Annotated in this window: 20 protein-coding genes; 14 read left to right on the top strand and 6 right to left on the bottom strand. The window is 64.9% G+C overall.

Annotated features, from left to right (window positions below):
- Positions 1-13 precede the first annotated feature (13 nt).
- Positions 14-313, bottom strand: coding sequence for an ArsR/SmtB family transcription factor (locus AABA84_RS17100; protein ID WP_246550997.1), 300 nt, complete (start codon positions 311-313; stop codon positions 14-16).
- Between the two features lie 115 nt (positions 314-428).
- Between AABA84_RS17100 and AABA84_RS17095 the strand changes: the two genes are divergently transcribed.
- The 4 genes from AABA84_RS17095 to AABA84_RS17080 all read left to right on the top strand — a co-directional run bounded on the left by AABA84_RS17095 (position 429) and on the right by AABA84_RS17080 (position 4,806).
- The gene (locus AABA84_RS17095) at positions 429-1,715 is read left to right on the top strand and encodes an NAD(P)/FAD-dependent oxidoreductase (RefSeq protein WP_212252853.1); all 1,287 of its coding nucleotides are present in this window, start codon (positions 429-431) and stop codon (positions 1,713-1,715) included.
- Positions 1,716-1,809: 94 nt separating this feature from the next.
- A complete protein-coding gene (locus AABA84_RS17090; protein ID WP_212252855.1) occupies positions 1,810-2,013 on the top strand; it encodes a YgaP family membrane protein in 204 nt (67 codons plus the stop codon).
- A gap of 39 nt (positions 2,014-2,052) precedes the next feature.
- Positions 2,053-3,492, top strand: coding sequence for a cytochrome c oxidase accessory protein CcoG (ccoG, locus tag AABA84_RS17085; RefSeq protein ID WP_338312572.1), 1,440 nt, complete (start codon positions 2,053-2,055; stop codon positions 3,490-3,492).
- Between the two features lie 150 nt (positions 3,493-3,642).
- On the top strand, positions 3,643-4,806 hold the full coding sequence (locus AABA84_RS17080) for a GNAT family N-acetyltransferase (protein ID WP_338312571.1): 1,164 nt from the start codon (positions 3,643-3,645) through the stop codon (positions 4,804-4,806).
- Between the two features lie 6 nt (positions 4,807-4,812).
- Here AABA84_RS17080 and AABA84_RS17075 read toward each other — a convergent pair whose 3' ends face one another.
- Together AABA84_RS17075 and AABA84_RS17070 are read right to left on the bottom strand one after the other, a co-directional pair.
- The gene (locus tag AABA84_RS17075; RefSeq protein WP_338312570.1) at positions 4,813-5,478 is read right to left on the bottom strand and encodes a DsbA family oxidoreductase; all 666 of its coding nucleotides are present in this window, start codon (positions 5,476-5,478) and stop codon (positions 4,813-4,815) included.
- Positions 5,479-5,570: 92 nt separating this feature from the next.
- Positions 5,571-6,392, bottom strand: coding sequence for a helix-turn-helix domain-containing protein (locus AABA84_RS17070; protein ID WP_212252863.1), 822 nt, complete (start codon positions 6,390-6,392; stop codon positions 5,571-5,573).
- 101 nt (positions 6,393-6,493) lie between these two features.
- On the opposite strand from AABA84_RS17070, the gene AABA84_RS17065 reads away from it, so the two are divergent.
- Complete coding sequence (locus AABA84_RS17065) at positions 6,494-6,724, top strand: hypothetical protein (RefSeq protein WP_212252865.1); 231 nt, start codon at positions 6,494-6,496, stop codon at positions 6,722-6,724.
- 38 nt (positions 6,725-6,762) lie between these two features.
- On the top strand, positions 6,763-7,161 hold the full coding sequence (locus tag AABA84_RS17060) for a hypothetical protein (RefSeq protein ID WP_338306516.1): 399 nt from the start codon (positions 6,763-6,765) through the stop codon (positions 7,159-7,161).
- Between the two features lie 43 nt (positions 7,162-7,204).
- Here AABA84_RS17060 and AABA84_RS17055 read toward each other — a convergent pair whose 3' ends face one another.
- Positions 7,205-7,768: an SET domain-containing protein gene (locus tag AABA84_RS17055; protein WP_212252869.1), complete on the bottom strand. Its 564-nt coding sequence runs from the start codon at positions 7,766-7,768 to the stop codon at positions 7,205-7,207.
- A 163-nt stretch (positions 7,769-7,931) separates the two neighbouring features.
- Between AABA84_RS17055 and AABA84_RS17050 the strand changes: the two genes are divergently transcribed.
- Positions 7,932-8,537, top strand: a complete 606-nt coding sequence (locus AABA84_RS17050; protein ID WP_338306728.1) for a hypothetical protein — start codon at positions 7,932-7,934, stop codon at positions 8,535-8,537.
- Between the two features lie 21 nt (positions 8,538-8,558).
- On the opposite strand, the gene AABA84_RS17045 is transcribed toward AABA84_RS17050, so the two are convergent.
- Positions 8,559-9,302, bottom strand: a complete 744-nt coding sequence (locus AABA84_RS17045) for a TetR/AcrR family transcriptional regulator (protein WP_338306517.1) — start codon at positions 9,300-9,302, stop codon at positions 8,559-8,561.
- Positions 9,303-9,408: 106 nt separating this feature from the next.
- Here AABA84_RS17045 and AABA84_RS17040 point away from each other — a divergent pair, with 106 nt between their 5' ends.
- The 7 genes from AABA84_RS17040 (at position 9,409) to AABA84_RS17010 (ending at position 14,834) form a co-directional block, all read left to right on the top strand.
- Positions 9,409-10,806, top strand: a complete 1,398-nt coding sequence (locus AABA84_RS17040; RefSeq protein ID WP_338312569.1) for a carotenoid oxygenase family protein — start codon at positions 9,409-9,411, stop codon at positions 10,804-10,806.
- Between the two features lie 73 nt (positions 10,807-10,879).
- The gene (locus AABA84_RS17035; protein WP_338306519.1) at positions 10,880-11,155 is read left to right on the top strand and encodes a hypothetical protein; all 276 of its coding nucleotides are present in this window, start codon (positions 10,880-10,882) and stop codon (positions 11,153-11,155) included.
- 76 nt (positions 11,156-11,231) lie between these two features.
- Positions 11,232-11,807: a hypothetical protein gene (locus AABA84_RS17030; protein ID WP_338306520.1), complete on the top strand. Its 576-nt coding sequence runs from the start codon at positions 11,232-11,234 to the stop codon at positions 11,805-11,807.
- A 12-nt stretch (positions 11,808-11,819) separates the two neighbouring features.
- Positions 11,820-12,374 carry an inner membrane-spanning protein YciB gene (locus tag AABA84_RS17025; RefSeq protein WP_338312568.1) on the top strand — a complete coding sequence of 185 codons (555 nt, stop codon included), beginning with the start codon at positions 11,820-11,822 and terminating at the stop codon, positions 12,372-12,374.
- 101 nt (positions 12,375-12,475) lie between these two features.
- A complete protein-coding gene (locus AABA84_RS17020) occupies positions 12,476-12,772 on the top strand; it encodes a hypothetical protein (RefSeq protein ID WP_338306522.1) in 297 nt (98 codons plus the stop codon).
- Positions 12,773-12,783: 11 nt separating this feature from the next.
- Positions 12,784-13,704, top strand: coding sequence for an SH3 domain-containing protein (locus tag AABA84_RS17015; protein ID WP_338312567.1), 921 nt, complete (start codon positions 12,784-12,786; stop codon positions 13,702-13,704).
- An 83-nt stretch (positions 13,705-13,787) separates the two neighbouring features.
- On the top strand, positions 13,788-14,834 hold the full coding sequence (locus AABA84_RS17010; RefSeq protein ID WP_338312566.1) for a DUF3616 domain-containing protein: 1,047 nt from the start codon (positions 13,788-13,790) through the stop codon (positions 14,832-14,834).
- Between the two features lie 58 nt (positions 14,835-14,892).
- Here AABA84_RS17010 and AABA84_RS17005 read toward each other — a convergent pair whose 3' ends face one another.
- Positions 14,893-16,548, bottom strand: coding sequence for a fumarate hydratase (locus AABA84_RS17005; RefSeq protein WP_038948099.1), 1,656 nt, complete (start codon positions 16,546-16,548; stop codon positions 14,893-14,895).
- Positions 16,549-16,650 lie beyond the last annotated feature (102 nt).

Raw genomic sequence — 16,650 nt, 5'->3', positions numbered from 1 at the left:
CCACTCCTAAGCTTCACCTCGTCCTTGCGGACTTCGGCGCGCAAAACACTTGGTAAAGCGTCTTCAGGATCTCGCGGGCCGGCTCGCTGGCGATCGAATAGAAGATCGTCTGCGCATCGCGCCTGGCGGCGACCAGGCCATCCTTGCGAAGGAGCGCAAGATGCTGGGAGACCGTGGAGTCGCGCAGGCTCAGGAACTCGGCCAGCTCGCCGACCGACCGCTCACCGTCGATCAACTGGCAGATGATGAGAAGACGGTGACGGTTCGAGAGCGCCTTGAGCAACTCGCTCGCCTGGTCCGCCGCCCGCTCCATGATCTCGCTATTTATTTTCATACTTGCGTATATACGCAATTACGAATATATAGTCAAGCGCTGCACGACAACCGGCACAGAACCGGTGAAGCGGCCTGATCCAACGGAGGAACCCATGGCGGAAGTTGTCGTAGTCGGAGCCGGTCTGAGCGGAACGCTGATGGCCTATGAATTGCTACCCCAGTTGCGAAAGGAGGACCGCCTCAGCGTCATCTCGCAAGGCGCGGTCTATCATTTCGTGCCTTCGAATCCCTGGGTGGCCGTCGGCTGGCGCAAGCGCGAGGAGATCGAGATCGATCTCGCGGACATCATGAAACGCAAGGGCGTGCGGCTGCTGACGCAGGGCGCAAAGCGCGTCCACCCCGAGGAGAACCGTGTCGAGCTCGGCGACGGCACGTCGATCGACTATGATTATCTGGTCGTCGCGACCGGTCCCGAACTTGCCTTCGACGAAATCCCGGGCCTCGGGCCGCAGGGCCATACCCAGTCGATCTGCCACGTCGATCACGCCGCGCATGCCCGCGACGCCTTCGAGCAGCTCGCGGCCAATCCCGGCCCGGTCGTGATCGGCGCCGTTCAGGGCGCCTCCTGCTTCGGCCCGGCCTACGAGTTCCTCTTCATCCTGGAGACCGAACTGCGCCGCCGCAAGCTGCGCGACCGGGTGCCGATGACGTTCGTCACCTCGGAGCCGTATATCGGCCACCTCGGTCTCGACGGCGTCGGGGATACCAAGGGTCTCCTGGAAAGCGAGATGCGGGAGAAGCACATCAAGTGGATCACCAACGCCCGCATCGACAACGTCGCCCCCGGCCTGATGACGGTGGAGGAGTTTTCCGACGACGGCACGTCCCGCAAGGCTCATGAGCTGCCATTCGTCTATTCGATGATGCTGCCCGCCTTTCGCGGCGTCGAGGCGGTGCGCGGCATCGAGAAGCTGACCAATCCGCGCGGCTTCGTCATCGTCGACAAGCACCAACAGAACCCCACCTTCCCCAATGTCTTTGCCATCGGCGTCTGCGTCGCGATTGCGCCGGTCGGCGCGACACCGGTACCGGTGGGCGTCCCCAAGACCGGCTTCATGATCGAATCCATGGTGACGGCGACCGCGATGAACATCGGCGCCCTGCTCCGCGGCAAGGCGCCGACGGCGCAGCCGACCTGGAACGCGATCTGCCTCGCCGACTTCGGCGATTCCGGCGTCGCCTTCCTCGCGCAGCCGCAGATCCCGCCGCGCAACGTCAATTGGTCCTCCAAGGGCGAATGGGTGCACCTCGCCAAGGTCGCGTTCGAGAAATACTTCCTGCGCAAGATGCGGCGCGGCGAGAGCGAGCCGTTCTACGAGCGCTTCGTTCTCGACAAGCTGAACATCGCCAAGCTCAAGGAGGTCCGAACCGGCACCTGAGCACGACACGCCATTCCGGCGCGATGGATGCGCGCAGCATCCGTCGCCTGGACCGAAACCAACCTGACCTGTTCGAAAGTAGAAGGAGCCTGCCATGAATGTCGATAGAGCCGTCCTCGCCTTTGCGGGATGCGTCGTCCTGCTCGGTCTCGCACTGGGCACCTATGTGAATGCGTATTGGTACCTGCTGACGGCGTTCGCCGGGCTGAACATGTTGCAGGCCTCGTTCACGGGCTTCTGCCCGGCAGCGATCGTGTTCAGGAAGCTGGGCCTGAGCAGCGGCTGCGCGTTCTCCTGAACACGCGCGGATGCAGCCAGTGATGCGGGGGAATTTGCCATGACCGACGACACCTTCATCGAGGGGCCTCTCTACGAGAAGCGCAGGAAGGTCTATCCGCAATCGGTCCACGGGCCGTTCCGCCGCATCAAATGGGCGATCCTGTGCGTCACGCTCGGGATCTACTATCTCTTGCCGTTCGTGCGCTGGAATCGCGGCCCCGGCTTGCCCGACCAGGCCGTGCTGATCGACTTGCCGCATCGCCGCTTCTATTTCTTCTTCATCGAGCTGTGGCCGCAGGAAGTGTATTACTTCACCGGTCTGCTCATCATCGCGGCGATGGCACTGTTCCTGATGAACGCGGTCGCGGGGCGACTGTGGTGCGGCTATTTGTGCCCGCAGACCGTGTGGACCGACTTGTTCTACGCCGTCGAGCGCTGGGTCGAAGGCGACCGGCGCGAGCGTATGCAGGGCGACAAGCGCTACTGGACGTTCGACCACATCCGAAAGGTTGCGCTCAAGCACTTCCTCTGGATCATGATCGCCTGGTGGACCGGCGGCGCCTGGGTGCTGTATTTCGACGACGCGCCGACGCTGGTGAAGGAGCTCGCCACCTTCCAGGCCCCGTTCATCGCCTATCTCTGGATCGGCATCCTGACCGCGACGACCTACGTCTTCGCCGGCCACGCCCGCGAGCAGATGTGCATCTACATGTGCCCGTGGCCGCGTATCCAGGCCGCTTTGACCGACGAATGGGCGCTCAACGTCACCTATCGCCGCGACCGCGGCGAGCCGCGCATGTCGGTGAAGAAAGCGGAAGCTGCCCGCGCCCATGGCGATTTCGCCGGCGATTGCGTCGACTGCCACCAATGCATCAACGTCTGCCCGACCGGCGTCGACATCCGCCACGGCATCCAGCTCGGCTGCATCCAGTGCGGCCTGTGCATCGACGCCTGCGACAACGTCATGCAAGAGATCGGACGGCCCAAGGGCCTGATCGGCTACGACACCGATATCAACATGCAGCGCCGGCGCGACGGCAAACCGCCGATCTATCGCATCGTCCGCGCGCGCACGCTGATCTATACCGCAGCCATTGCCATCGTCGGCACCATCATGGTCTACACCCTCGCCACACGCGCGACCATGGACGTCAACGTGCTGCACGAGCGCAATCCGCTGTTCGTTCAGCTCTCGGACGGCGGGGTCCGCAACGATTACACCGTGCGCATTCTCAACAAGGGCGCACAGCGATCGTTTGCGATCGATGTCTCCGGACTGCCCGGCGCGAGCATTCGGGTTGCCGGCATCGAAGCCGCCCCCGGTGGCAAGCCCGTCGTCGAGGTCGGGCAGGACCAGACCCGCGAGGTCAGGCTGTCGGTGCAGGTCGGGCCCGCCGATCTGCCGAAGAGCTCGCGCGATCTCGAGGTTGCGATCACCGATACCGCCAGCGGCGGACGGGCGAGCGCCCGTGATCACTTCCTGCCCGGCGACAAATAGGGATCTGCGTTGAGCATCCGGCACCGGATGCTCAACGAGACGTTAACATTACCGTTCGAATTGAAGCGGCGCGCCAACGGTATTTTCCAATCTTTGCGCTAAGCATGGCCATGTGACGCGGCCTTTGCCCGCGTGAACGGACGAGGGGACGTGGTCGACATCGCGCAGCAGGCAGCGATCCATGCGGCATCGAGAACGGATGCCATGGCGGCGCGCGTCCCGCTCATTGCGATCGATCCCGGCCAGTGGCGCGCGCTCGCGCAGCGGGCGATCGAGCCGAACGGATATTATTTGCCCGCCTGGGAGCTCGCGGTCAGCGCAACCGCGCGCGGCCGCAGCTCAGCCTCGGCGCTGCCCGCATTCGACGGCTCTTCGACGCGGCTGATCGGGCTGATGCCTGTGGTCTCGCTGTGGCACGCGCTCAAAATTCCCCTGCCCGCGCTGGTGAGCGCGCATCCCTACGGCACGCTGTGCAGCCCGCTGATCGACCGCGACGCCCCGATCGAGGCGGCCGCGCGGCTGTTGCAGAGGGCGCGCGAGGCCGGCGCGCATGCGCTCGTGCTGAACGACGTCGCACTCGACGGCGCGGCGATGACTGCGCTCAAGCAGGTCCTGAGCCGCGACGGCCTGAAGCCGCGCGTGCTGTCCTCCTACATGCGCGCCAGCCTTGATGCGACACAGGATGACGAAACCCTGCTGCGCGACGCACTCGGCGCCAAGAAGCTCAAGGAGCTGCGCCGACAACGCCATCGCCTCGAAGAGCACGGCCCTGTTACGTTCGACGTCGCACGCAAGCTAGATGAGATCGGGCCCGCACTCGAAACATTCCTGCAGCTCGAAGCCAGCGGCTGGAAGGGCAAGCGCGGCACTGCGCTGGTGCAGCATGCGGGCGATGCGACCTTCATCCGCCGAGCCGTCCCGGCGCTGGCAGAGACCGCGCAGTGCGAGATCATCACGCTTCGCGCCGGCACGACACCAGTGGCCGCCGGCATCGTGCTGCGCCATCAGGACCGCGCTTTCTTCTTCAAGCTCGGCATCGACGAGCACTTCGCAAGATATTCGCCGGGCGTGCAGCTCACAATCGAGCTCACCCGCCATCTCTGCGCCGATCCCGCCATCGCCAGCGCGGATTCCACCGCGAGCGCCGACCACCCCATGATCAATCCGATCTGGCGCGGGCGTTTTGCGGTCGGCGACGTGCTGATCCCGCTGCGGCGGCACGATCCAGTCGTGGCGCTGGTGCACGGGGCGTTGGTCGGCCTCAACGCCGCGCACGAAAGCGCGCGGCGCCTGGTCCGCCGGCTCCGCAACTAAGGGAAGCTACTCCGCCGCCTGTGCGTTGATCTCCGCGGAGACCTGGCGGATGGCGCGCGCGAGCAGGTTGGGGTCCTGCGCGCCGGAGACGGCGTATTTCTGAGCGAACACGTAGGTCGGCACGCCGGAGATTCCCTTCTCGGCGGCTTCCTGCGCGTCGGCCGAAACGCGCGCGACGTCTTCGTCGGTGGCAAGGCGCCGGCGCACATCCTCGGCATCGAGGCCGACATCGGCGGCCGCCTGCACCAGCACGTTCATATCGGTGAGATCGCCGCCGTCGCGGAAATACAGCTCCATCAGGCGCTGCTTCATCTCGGGCGCCTTGCCGATCGCTTCCGCCCACAGGATGAGGCGATGGCAGTCGGTGGTGTTGGGCTGACGCGCCACCAGCTCGGGCTTGTAGAGCAGGCCCTCCTCGCTTGCGGCCGCAACGACGCGCCCGGCAATGCCCTTATAGGCCTCGACCGAGCCGAACTTCTGGGTGAGATAGGCCTCGCGGCTGATGCCCTCGCGCGGCACCCAGGGATTGAGGAAGAACGGGCGGAAATTGAGCTTGACCGGGACGTCCGGCACGAGCGCCAGCGCGCTCTCGATCCGGTGCTTGCCGATATAGCACCAGGGGCACACCACGTCGGAGACGACGTCGATCTGGAGCGGTTTCAGCGTGCTCATGTCAGGCGCCTCCTTCGGGCGATCAAGGTTGGCCCAAAGATAAGCCGAAGCCGCTCGGAGGCAAGGGCGCCAAGGGCTCCAGGTCAAGGGCTCTAGGTCATGGCTGCCGCGATCTGCTTCAGCCGCTCTGCGGTGCGCTCGTCGGCCGGGAAGAAGGTCTCCAGCGCCAGCTCCGACAGGGTGATATCGACGGGCGTGCCGAACACCATGGTGGTGGAGAAGAAACTTAGTATCTCCCCGCCGTGGCGCAGCTTGAACGGGATCGCGACATTGTCGCTCGACAGCGGCCCCGCGCGCGCCGGGATGGGGTAGCTCTTGAGATCGTTGTAGAGCTTGATCAGCTCAGGATCGGCCGTCACTTCGCACTGCCGGTGCAGACGCTCCAAAAGGTGGCCGCACCACTCCGCGAGATTGACCGTGCGCGGCGCCAGTGCCTCGGGATGAAAGGCGAGCCGCAGCACGTTGAAGGGCTGACCGAGCAGCCGCTGCGGAATGCCGTCGAGCAGCGGCGCCACCATGCGGTTGGCCGACACCAGGTTCCAGTGCCGGTCCACCGCGAGCGCGGGATTGGGCTCATGCGCCCTCAGCACGAGATCGATCGCCTGGCGGGCTGATTTCAAGGCCGGGTCCTCCAGCTGGCGCTGCGGAAACGCCGGCGCGTAGCCGGCCGCGACCAGCAGCACGTTGCGTTCGCGCAAGGGCACGTCGAGACGCTCGGCGAGCCGCAGCACCATGTCGCGCGAGGGCGCGGCGCGGCCGGTCTCGACGAAGCTGAGGTGACGCGCCGATATTTCGGCCTCGCCCGCGAGATCGAGCTGGCTCATGCGGCGGCGCTGCCGCCATTCGCGCAAATGGTCGCCGATGTGAACCGGCTGGCTGCGGTCGGCCTGCGCCGTGGATGCATGTGCGTTCATGACCAGAAACCTAGCATGCGGATTTCGGCCCTTCCATTACCCGCGAGGTAATCGAATTGGCGCGCCGGCGCGCGCATCTTCATCGGCGACAGGAGATGACCATGATCGCGCTGCTGCTCTACCGGACCGTCGCAGACCACCTTGTTCCCTGGGCCATGGCCTTCGCAACGCGGATGCTGGCGCGCAGCCTCAACATGCCCGAGCCGCTGGTGCACTCGACCGGCGACTATGTGCTCGCGCAGGTCACGGCCTTCGAGCACGGCGTCGGCAGGAGCCTCTGTCCGTTCCGCCTCGCCCGCCTGGTCCGCGCCTGGTGGCGCGGACGGCACTGAGTTTCACCCCGAGCCCACCCCAACCACGGAGACCTCCGATGATCGACACTTCCACCTTCCTGCGCCGCGCGCTGCTTGCCGATGCCATCTTCAGCGGCGTCGCCGCCCTCGGCTTCAGCTTCGGCGCGAGCGCGTTCGCGACGCTGTTCAACCTGCCGGAAGCGCTGCTGCGCGAGACCGGCCTGTTCCTGATCGCCTACGCCGCGCTGGTCGGCTGGCTGGCGTCACGCGCCTCGGTGGCGAAGGCGCTCGTGCTGCTGGTCGTGATCGGCAATGCGGCCTGGACGGTCGGCAGCATTGCGCTGCTGCTCTCGGGCGCGGTGTCGCCGAACCTTGCCGGCGAGCTCATGGTCGTGGCGCAGGCGATCGCCACCGGCGTGTTCGCCGAGCTGCAATATGTGGGATTGCGAAGAAGCGCGAGTGCGGTGGCGGCGTGAGGCCCGGGCTTGGCCGCGCATCATTCGCGGCCATCGCCTGCGACTACGCCCTCGCCCGGCCGACCTTGCCGGCGAAGTGCTTGCCGTTCAGCTTCTTCTTTTTTGCCGTGCTTTTCGTGCCCGCCTTCTTGGCCTTGGCTTCCGTGCGCGCCTTCACCTTGGCGCGCTCGGCCCGCGCCTCGGCGCGCAGCTTCTTGCGCTTCTTCTCGCAAGACTCGCACTTGCAACCGATCGGCTTCAGATAGGCTTTGAAATAGTCGGTGCCGTAATCATAGTTGATCTCGTCACCCGGCTCGATGTTCCTGATGGCGCGGATGAAGACCTTGCGCTCGCGCGGCCGGACGTCGGACTCGGCGTTGGGCCGGCAGGAATGGTTGATGTAGCGGGCCAGATTCTTGCGCACCGAACCGTCGATGGTCCAGCGGCCGTTGAGCTCGAACAGGTACTTGTTCTCGATGTCGTCCTGCTCGGGGATCCGCGAATCCAGGATCGGTCCGTAATAGCGGATGATCCGGGTGCCCTTCTTGATCGGCTTGGTGGCGAAGAGGCCGAGTCCGGTCTTGGAGCGGCCGACGCGGTAGGGTTTTTGCGAGGAGATGGCTGGCATGATCAAGTAAAGGAGGACGCGAACGAGGCTGGAGGAGCCCAAGCGAAGCCGCTCTTCTAGAACGATTCCGCGCCGCTGTCAGGTCTATCCCACCCCTGTTTGAACCTTGCCCACAATGAAGACGTCTGATGGTACGGAGTTCCCAGCGATCGAAGCCCTCATGATGACCCGCATCACCTGCACAGGCCTGGCTGTCTTGATGATTTGCATCGGTCTGAACAGCGCCGGCGCCCAATCCGTGGGCAGCACCTACACCTCGGCGGCGCCAAAGGATTGCCGCCAGATCGGCAAGCCCAGCGAGCTCGACGGCAGCACGACGCGCAGCTGCCCGGGCAAGGACGGCCTTCTGGTGCTGATCGCCGAGGACGATCTTCGCGAAATCGTCTCGATCGGCCGCAATCGCAGGCAAGCAGCCGAGGAACCGGCAGCCAAGGTCTGGTTCGCACCGTTCAATTCGTCGGAGACCACGATCGAATGGCGCGCCGTGGGCGCAAAGCCGTTCGCGATCATCCAGCGCTGGCACATCGCCGACAATGCCGATCCCGACAAGCAGGGCCGGCCGAACACCAAGGCTATGCTGGTCGTGACCCGGCTGCCGCCGGGCCCGGTCTGTCACGTCGCCTATGTCGATGCGATCGCCAACCCCGCCGCCAATGAGCTTGCGCGCAAGGCCGCGGACGATTTCGCCCGCGGCTTCATGTGCGGCAAGGACGAGGTGAAGATCATCGGCACGCGCGGCCGCGCCGTCGAGCTTGCGACGATGCGGTAGCGTTGCCTTCGTGCCAGGCGATCAGGGGCCGGGCAGCTTCCCCGCCACCGGCGCCATCAGCATCGCCTCCATTAGCCGCTCGGCCGTCGTTCCCTCAGGCAGACGTCCCAAGATATCCTCGAGCCGTCCGTCGAGCAGCAGCATGGTGAAGCCATGCACCATCGACCAGGCACGTGCGATCGCGGCCCCCTGGCTCAGCGTCAGCGCGTCACCGCTGATCTGCTCCTGCCGCATCATGCCGATCGCATTCGCGAGCCCGGCGAAGGAGGCTTCGGCCGCCTCGTGCAGCGAGGGCCTGGAATAGTCCAGGCGCTCGGTACGGAACATGATGCTGTACATGCCGGGATGGGCTTGCGCGTAGGCGACGTAGGCCTTGGGCCGCGCCAGCGCGGCTTCGAGCGGCGTGGTGGCGGCACCGCAGGATGCCGCCATCGCCGCGTTGAACTGGCGGAAGCCGACGGCCGCGAGTTCGCTGAGCAGGCCGGTGAGATCACCGAAATGGTGGGTGGGTGCGGCATGGGAGACGCCCGCCTCCCGCGCCACTGCGCGCAAGGTGAGGCCGGCGAGTCCGTCGCGCTCCAGCACCCGTTCGGCAGCCTGCAGCAGCGCCTCGCGCAAGGCACCGTGGTGATAGGGCGTCTCGGACTTCGCGCTCGCCGCGCCACGCCTTGGGCGCGATGCCGCAGGCGAATTCGTCTTTCTGGGGGCACGCGCGCGTCGCGCCGTTTCGCTCTTGGTATCGGTCTTGGTGTCGATCTTGGCCATTTGCAAGCTATATGACGCAATATTGACAGTGTAAAGATTTCGCTTGACCGATGCGGCAATCGGCGCTATCCGATCTTTACGATGTAAAGATAGGGAGAGATACGCCGTGCAGCACGACGCCGTCGCCGAGCGCCGCAACAACATCGCGCCGATCCCGTTCGAAGCGGACGCGCCATTCCTGAAGATCATCGGCGAATTGCCGCGCGAGCTGAACGGCACGCTCTATCGCAACGGTCCCAATCCGCAGTTCGATTCCCCCGGCGCCCATTGGTTCGTCGGCGACGGCATGCTGCACGCGTTCCACCTCGACAATGGGCGCGCCAGCTACCGCAACCGCTGGGTCCGCACGCCGAAATGGCTCGCCGAGCACGACGCCGGCCGCGCCTTGTTCGGCGGCTTCGGCCGCAAGCTGCCGGATGCGCCGACTGATCTCACCGACGGCGGCGTCGCCAACACCAACATCATCTTCCATGCCGGCAAGCTGCTGGCGCTGGAAGAGGCGCATCTGCCGACCGAGATCGAGCCGGGCACGCTGGCGACGCGCGGCTATCACAACTACCAGGGCCGCGTCGCCGGCAGCTTCACGGCGCATCCGAAGATCGATCCCGTCACCGGCGAGCTCGTGTTCTTCGGCTACAACGCCGCAGGTCCGTTGACCCCTGCCCTCTCCTACGGCTCGATCGATGCCTCCGGCAAGGCGACCCGCTTCGAGCGGTTCGAGGCGCCCTATGCCAGCATGGTGCACGACTTCATCGTCACCGCGAACCATGTGCTGTTTCCGATCCTGCCGATCACCGGCAGCATGGAGCGCGCGATGCGCGGGCAGCCGCCCTACGCCTGGGAGCCGGACAAGGGCGCCTATGTCGGCGTGATGAAGCGGAGCGGCACCGCAAAGGACATCGTCTGGTTTCGCGGTGAAGCCTGCTACGTCTTCCACATCATGAACGCGTGGGAGGACGACAACCGCATCATCGCCGACGTCATGCAGTTCGAGGAAGCACCGCTGTTTCCGCATCCCGACGGCCGGCCGACCGATCCGGACAAGTCGCGCGCCCGGCACTGCCGCTGGACCTTCGATCTCTCAGGCAATACCGACCGCTTCCAGCAGACCTATCTCGACGATCTCACCGGCGAATTCCCGCGCATCGACGACCGCCACGCCGGGCTGAAGAACCGTCACGGCTGGTACGCCTGCGCCAATCCGAAACTGCCGATGTTCGGCGCGCTCTCCGGCGTCGTCCATGTCGACGGCAACGGAAGACGTCTCGGCCATTATCTGCTGCCCGCCGGCGACACCATCTCCGAACCGGTGTTCGTCGAGCGATCCAAGGATGCGGTCGAAGGCGATGGCTGGCTGCTCGCCGTGGTCTGGCGGGCGCGGGAGAACCGCAGCGACCTCGCGGTGTTCAACGCCACCGATATCGAAGCGGGCCCCGTCGCGCTGGTGCAGCTCGGCCATCGCGTGCCCGACGGCTTTCACGGCAATTGGGTGGGTGCGCAGTAGCTCCCCTCATTCCGCGGCGCGCCACTTGGCGCGCCCGGAGCCACAGCACGGACGTGTCACCAAAGAGGCCCGTATGCAGATGCCCTCAATCACCGCAGACCTCCTCGCCATCCTCGCCATGGTCTGCGCCGCGCTCACGCTCGAGGTGGTCCATCTGCGGCGGAGCGGCCAAGTCATCTTCAACGGCATCTTCAACGGCGGCATCCTGCTCGCCCTCGGCCTCGCGATCGCCTGCGCGCTCCCCATTCTGTCGCGCCTGCCCTGGGCGGAATTGGCCGACGAGGCGTCCGACCAAGCCGTTGCGGCACTTCAACTTTTACATGCCGCCTACATCATTTTGACACTGTAAAGATTTCGCTTGACCCAGCCTCGCCTCTGACCTATTGATCTTTACATCGTAAAGATCGGCCTGACCGAGGTAGGCAATGGCGATTTTCCTGATCCTTGCGCCCTACGGCGCTTACAGCTTCCTGATGCTGGTGACGTCGGCCGCGATGAGCGTGTTCGTGGCCTCCGCGATCTGCCTCGCCACCGTCGCCATCGATGTGGCGCGCGGGCGCTCGGTGAAGACCCTGGCCGCGGGCTCGGCGATCGTGTTCGCCGCAATCGGCCTCTACCTGGCGCTGCTCGACCCGCAGCTCGGCACGCTCGGCGTCAAGCTGTCGGTCGATATCGGCATCTTCGTCATCTCGCTCGGCTCGCTGCTGGTCCGCCGTCCCTTCACGCTGCAATATGCGCTGGAATCAGTGCCGGCCGAGACCGCGGCGATGCCCGGCTTTCTCACCGCCAATTACGTCATCACCGGCGCCTGGACCGTGGCCGCGCTGTTGATGGCGGCCGGCAATCTTGTGCTGCTCTACGTCCCCGGCCTGCCGCTCTGGTCGAGCCTTGCGGTCGCCTTCGCCGCCCGCAACAGCGCGATTTACTTCACAAAATGGTATCCCGAGTATCGCCAGATCAAGTACGGTACGCCCGCCCGCGCATTGCCCAACGCCCGCTGAACAGGATTGACGATGAAGGACGTATTCGCCCGCCTCGCCTCCGATCTCTTCTCCGCCATCGTCTTCCTGGTCGTCTATCTCGTCACCGACAACGTCATCCTGGCGACCTCGGTGGCAGTGGCCGGCGCGATCGCGCAGGTGATCTACGCCCGCATCAAGGGGCAGCAACTCAATTACATGACGTATGCGAGCCTCGCGCTCGTCGTCGGACTGGGCGCGGTCACGCTGCTGACCAATGATCCCCGCTTCATGATGGCAAAGCCTTCGATCGCGCATTTCGCCATCGGCGCGATCATGCTCAAGCGCGGTTGGATGCTGCGCTACATGCCGCCGATCGTCGTCGAGACCGTTCCGGAATACGTGACGGCCGCGGGCTATGCCTGGGCGGTGCTGATGTTCGTGATCGGCGTCGGCATGATCGTCGTCGCCTCCACGGGCGATCTGAAGCTGTGGGCGTTCTACCTCACGGTGGTCGCCGGGGGCGCTAAGATCCTCGCCTTCGCCGTGCAGTATGTCGTGCTCCGGCTCATCGTCACCAGCCGCCGTCGCGCCGCCGCCCGCGCTTAAATGCTCTATCGGAGGGTTAGGCAGGAGTTGCGAGTTGGGTTATAGGCTCGCTCGGACTGACCGCGGATCGTCGCGGTCCGCCAGAATTTTGGGAGACGCGAATGGCCGTGGACGGCACCTGGACTCTGACCACGACGACGCCGATGGGCGAGCGCCAGACGACCCTGAGCCTCAAGGCCGCGGGCGGCACGCTCACGGGCACGCAGAGTGCGGAAGGTAATACCACCGAAATTTTCGACGGCACCGTCTCTGGCGACAATGTCTCCTGGAAGGTCTCGATCGACAAACCGATGCCGCTCACGCTCGAATTCACCGGCACCGTCTCCGGCGACAGCATCAGCGGCGAGATGGGCATCGGCCCGATGGGCAGCTTCCCGTTCTCGGGCGCCCGCGCGTAAGGCCGCAGCACATGCGCGTGCTTCGTCTCATCGCGGCGACGATGCTCTGCGTCGCGACGCAAGCGGCGCGCGCGGATGATACCGAACCGGCGTGGCGCGCAAGCGCGCTCGCCATGGTGCCGGCAGGCTATGTCGCCGGCACAGCTTATCGGACTGATGGCTCGACGGGATATCTCGCCGTCTATCCGGCGCCATCGAACGATCCGAAAACACCGGCAAGCGTGTTCGCTGCGCGCCAGGCCCTCGTGGTCAAGCTGACACCGGATGCGACACGCGCAGTTTCCGCCGAGTTGAAGCCGCGCGCGGAGCCAGATCCGGACAATGACGAGACCGATTTCGCCAAGCTGCACGCCGATCTCGCCGCGAAGCGCACGACGCTGCCCGATGGCACCGAGCCCTGCAGTCTCGGCGCCTGGTCCATCGACAAGGACCCCGCTGGGCTCAACGTGCGCGCCGAGCCGTCGGCGACAGCGCGTGTGCTCGGCACACTGCCGCCGCCCTACCGCTTGAAGTTGGGAGGCGCTGAGAACACGCCCGATGGCGGCTGGCTCACCGAATTCCGCATCATCGGCTTCAAGAGCGGCTGGTTTCTGATCGAAGGCGCCAAGCCGCCGGGCAAGGACTACGAGGACGAGAAGAGATATCCGCGCAGCGCGCCCAAACCCTATGCCGGGCGCGGCTGGGTCGCCTCCAACAAGGTCGGCGCGAGCTACGCCAACGGCTATACGCGCGCCGGCGGGCTGTTCCAGGCGCCCTTCGTCGACGCCAAATGGATGCCGGCCCAGCGCGAGCTCGGCGGTCCGATCGACGGTGACGGCGGCCCGAAGCGCCTCTTCGCCTGCAGCGGCTTCTGGGGTCTGGTCGAGAGCCATGACGGCGTCCGCGGCTGGTGGCGCGCGCTGTGCTCGAACCAGGTCACGAACTGCAGCTGAGAAGAGAGCGCTCCGCGACATTCTCGCCCTTGCCTTCTTCACAATTGGGGATTGTATTTGAGCATTGCACCCGGGAGGGAAAAATGCCGTACATCACGCATGCATTTCATCGACCACTGACGGCCGCGTTCGTTTGCGTATTGCTGGGGGCAACGATCTCAGCCGCACGCGGCGAACAATTGCCGCCAAAGATTGCCCCGGAGGTAACCGCCTGGAAGCCCGCCTCGATCTTCGAGAAGGACGACAAGGACGACAAGTTCAAGGATCAGCCGCGCATGAATTTGAGCGGAGCGGCGTGCGTGCCGACCACGCCGAAGTTCACGTCGTGCCTGATTGCCAATGACGAGAAGAAATATGCGCAGTTCTTTTCGATCGAAGGCAACGTGCTCGTGCCCCGGAAGCTCATCCGGCTTTCGGATGACGACAAGGATGCCGATGCCGAAGGCGTCGCGTATGAAAAGGGCTTCTTCTATGTGACCGGCTCGCACGGCCGAAGCCGCAAGAGCGACAAGGAGAATCTGTCGAGCTATGTCGTGTTTCGGATTGCCGTGGATCCGCAAACGGGCGTTCCCAAGACCGAACCCAACGCCAAGAAGGTCGATGGCGTGGAGTCGAGCGCGCGGATGCGCGAGGTCATTGAAAAGGACGAACACGTCAAAGCAAAATTCAACAAGCCGCTTTCGGAAGGCGGGGTCAATATCGAAGGGATTGCGGTCAGGAACGGCCGCATGTACTTCGGATTGCGAGGACCGTCGCTGGAGCAACAGGCCTTCGTTCTCAGCGTCAATGCGGACGCGCTCTTCACCAAGCTCGATGATCTCAAGCCGGAGCCGACCCCGCTAAAGCTGGGGGAGAACACCGGGATACGCGACCTTGCCGTGGTGAACGACGGCATCTTGATCCTCGCAGGCCCGACACGGGACGAAGAGGTTCCCTATACGGTCTGGTTATGGGATGGCAGCAGCAAGACGGCAAAGCCGCTGGCTACGCTCGACCTCAGCACGGTCACAGCGGGCGCCAAAGCCGAGATTTTGGTTCCTCTCGAGGAAGACGCAGCGAGCATTCGCGTCCTCGTGATGTTCGACAGCGCGGAAAATGGCGGCGCCGTCTCGTTCAACGTCAAGCGCTGAGGGCACGCTCCATAAATCGTCCGCCGGTCCAGGAACCGGCGGACGACGCAGGACCTGACTAGCCCAGGTTCAACTCCTTGAAGAAGTCGTTGCCCTTGTCGTCGATGATGATGAACGCCGGGAAGTCGACGACCTCGATGCGCCAGATCGCTTCCATGCCGAGCTCGGGATATTCGAGCACCTCGACCTTCTTGATGCAGTGCTCGGCAAGGTTCGCCGCGGCACCGCCGATCGAGCCGAGATAGAAGCCGCCATATTTCTTGCAGGCCTCGCGCACCGCCGGCGCACGGTTGCCCTTGGCCACCATCACCATCGAGCCGCCAGCGGCCTGGAACTGGTCGACGAAGGAATCCATGCGGCCCGCCGTGGTCGGACCGAACGCACCGGAGGCGTAGCCCTCGGGCGTCTTGGCCGGGCCGGCGTAGTAGACCGGGTGGTTCTTGAAGTAATCCGGCAACGGCTCGCCCTTCTCCAGCCGCTCGCGCAGCTTGGCGTGGGCGCTATCGCGCGCGACGATCATGGTGCCGGTCATCGAGACCCGGGTCTTGATCGGATGCTTGGAGAACGTCGCCAGAATGTCCTTCATGGGCTGGTTGAGATCGATCTTGACGACCTCGCCGCCGAGCGCCTGCTCGACCTGCGGCAGGTATTGCGCCGGGTTGTGCTCGAGCTCCTCGAGATAGACGCCGTCCCTGGTGATCTTGCCGAGCACCTGGCGGTCGGCCGAACACGAAACGCCAAGGCCGATTGGCAGCGAGGCCCCATGACGCGGCATGCGGATCACACGCACGTCGTGGCAGAAATACTTGCCGCCGAACTGCGCGCCGACGCCGAGTGACTGCGTCATCTTGTGGATTTCCTTCTCCATCTCGACGTCGCGGAAGGCGTTGCCGTCAGGCGAGCCGTGGGTCGGCAGCGCATCGAGATAGCGGGCGGAGGCGAGCTTCACCGTCTTCATGCAGAGCTCGGCCGAGGTGCCGCCGATCACGATCGCGAGGTGATAGGGCGGGCACGCCGCGGTGCCCAGCGTCAGGATCTTCTCCTTGAGAAACGCGAGCAGCCGGTCCTTGGTCAACACCGAGGGCGTCGCCTGAAACAGGAAGCTCTTGTTGGCGCTGCCGCCGCCCTTCGCCATGAACATGAACTTGTAGGCGTCATCGCCCTCGGCGTAGATCTCGCACTGCGCCGGCATGTTGTTGGCGGTGTTCTTCTCCTCGTACATCGAGAGCGGCGCGACTTGCGAGTAACGCAAATTGCGGCGCAGGTAAGCATCGCGCGCGCCTTCCGACAGCGCCGCCTCGTCGTCACCGTCGGTGATGACGTTGCAGCCCTTCTTGCCCATGATGATCGCGGTGCCGGTGTCCTGGCACATCGGCAGCACGCCGCCGGCCGCGATGTTGGCGTTCTTCAAGAAGTCCAGCGCGACGAACTTGTCGTTCGGGCTGGCCTCGCCGTCCTCCAGGATCGCGCGGAGCTGCTTCAGATGCCCGGGCCGCAGGTAATGGTTGATGTCGCCGAAAGCCGCCTCCGACAGCGCCCGCAGCGCCTCGCGCGACACCACCAGCATGTCCTTGCCCAGGACCTTCTCGACCCGGACGCCCTCGGCCGTGATCTTCTTGTAGGGCGTCTCGTCCTTGCCCAGCGGGAATAGCGGGGTGTGCTTGTAGGGCGGAACGGGCTTGGACGGGTCGGGGAAGGCGGTCGGAGCGTTCATGGGGCGAATCTCGGGGTTTTGGGGCCCTGGCGGGCCTCTCAGCATAGAAGCGTTCTAAGCCCATTTTGAGCGGAAAAGGAAGCGTCCCGAAGGCCCGCCTGG

The organism is Bradyrhizobium sp. TM239, from assembly GCF_036247985.1.
Lineage (GTDB): Bacteria > Pseudomonadota > Alphaproteobacteria > Rhizobiales > Xanthobacteraceae > Bradyrhizobium > Bradyrhizobium ottawaense.
This window is presented reverse-complemented; position numbering and strand designations above follow the sequence as displayed.